We start from the raw sequence: 1679 nt of genomic DNA on the forward strand, positions 1-1679 counted from the left end.
CCCGAGACGAGGTCGAGCCGACCATCGCCGTCCAAGTCTACGAAGACTGGCGCTTTGGCAAATCCAGACGTGTTATCAATCAGATTGAAGGGGTTGTCGGCACCAGTAAGCTCTGTGTAGCCGTTAACGGTGTTTTGCCAAACCCGGATGGTGCCATATTGTTCTCCCGAGACGAGGTCGAGCCGACCATCGCCGTCCAAGTCTACGAAGACTGGCGCTTTAAAATATCCAGACGTGTAATCAATCAAGTTGAATGGATTGTCGGCGCCAGTGAGCTCTGTGTAGCCGTTAACGGTGTTTTGCCAAACCCGGAAGGTGCCGTAGTACTCTCCCGAGACGAGGTCGAGCCGACCATCGCCATCCAAGTCTACGAAAGTTGGTGTACTTTTGTCCCTAAAGTTTACTCCTGCGTCGAAGCCGTCGAAGGGATTGTCGCTGCCGGTGAGCTCTGTGTAGCCGTTAACCGTGTTTTGCCAAACCTTGAAGGTGCCGTAGTACTCTCCCGAGACGAGGTCGAGCCGACCATCGCCGTCCAAGTCTACAAAAGCTGGTGTGCTGTTGTCCCCTGCATCGAGGCCGTTGAGGGGATTGGCGGCGCCGATCAGCTCGACGTAGCCGCTGTCAGTTCTTTCCCAAACCTTGAAGGTGCCATCTGTACCACCCGAGACGAGGTCAAGCCGGCTGTCGCCGACCAGGTCCAAGAAGGTCGGCGCACTGAAATCCGCACCTTTGCTGAACTCTGAAACAAAAGAGATAACGTTAGAAGGGTCTGCCGGGTCGACAAAAGGATCTGCCGGGCCGTCCAGCTTTTCAAAAACGGGGCTGTAGAGGGTGCCATCAAAGGCCCTAACGATGATGTCATAGACGTTGTCAGCGTCTGCATCGGCCGGGGCTGCGAAGTTCGGCGCAGTCTTGAAGGTCACCGCGCCCGTGTTGCTGATGTCGAACAGCGCAGCATCGGCCCCGCCCAGCGTCCAGGTCAGGTTGTCGTTCTCTGGGTCGGTCCCGGTGGCAGTGTAGACAGTGCCGGTGCCAGTCTCCGCGAAGTTCGCTGTCGCGCCTGAGGTGACGCTCGGCGCTTCGTTGACGTCGGTCACCGTGATGGCAACCGCTTGGGCGGCGCTAGAGTACATGTAATCGGAGGCCGTAACGGTGATGTCATAGACGTTGTCGGAGTTTGCATCGGCCGGGGCTTCGAAGTTCGGCGCAATCTTGAAGGTCACCACACCCCCGTTGTTGATGTCGAACAGTGCGGCGTCCACCCCGCCCAACATCCAGGTCAGGAAATCGTCCTGCGGGTCGGTTGCGGAGGCGAAGTAGGCACCGTAGTCGCCATTCTCCTCGAAGCTCCTCGTCGCGGCTGAGTCGACGGTCGGCGCCTGGTTCTCCCCCGGGTCCTCTAGGATTGTGACTTTGATGTCACCGGTGCTCTGCCACGCCGTGGTAGAATAAAGCCCCCCTGCGACTAGGTCGAGCTGACCATCGCCATCCAAATCTACGAAGCTAGGTCTGCTTAAGCCCCCAATCCCAACGTTGATACCGTCTAAAGGATTGTCGACGCCGGTGAGTTCCACATAGCCATTGGCGGTATTTTGCCAAACCCGGAAGGCGCCGTAGCCCTCTCCCGAGACGAGGTCGAGCCGACCATCGCCGTCCAAGTCTACGAAGACTGGCGCTTT

General features: G+C 58.0%; 1 protein-coding gene. It reads right to left on the bottom strand.

The genetic code is table 11. The annotated features are described in order from the left end of the window. A partial coding sequence (locus tag IP81_RS16455) for an FG-GAP-like repeat-containing protein (RefSeq protein WP_197274679.1) occupies positions 1-1679 on the bottom strand: 1679 nt, incomplete at both ends.

The sequence above is a fragment of the Novosphingobium sp. AAP83 genome, assembly GCF_001295795.1.
GTDB lineage: Bacteria > Pseudomonadota > Alphaproteobacteria > Sphingomonadales > Sphingomonadaceae > Novosphingobium.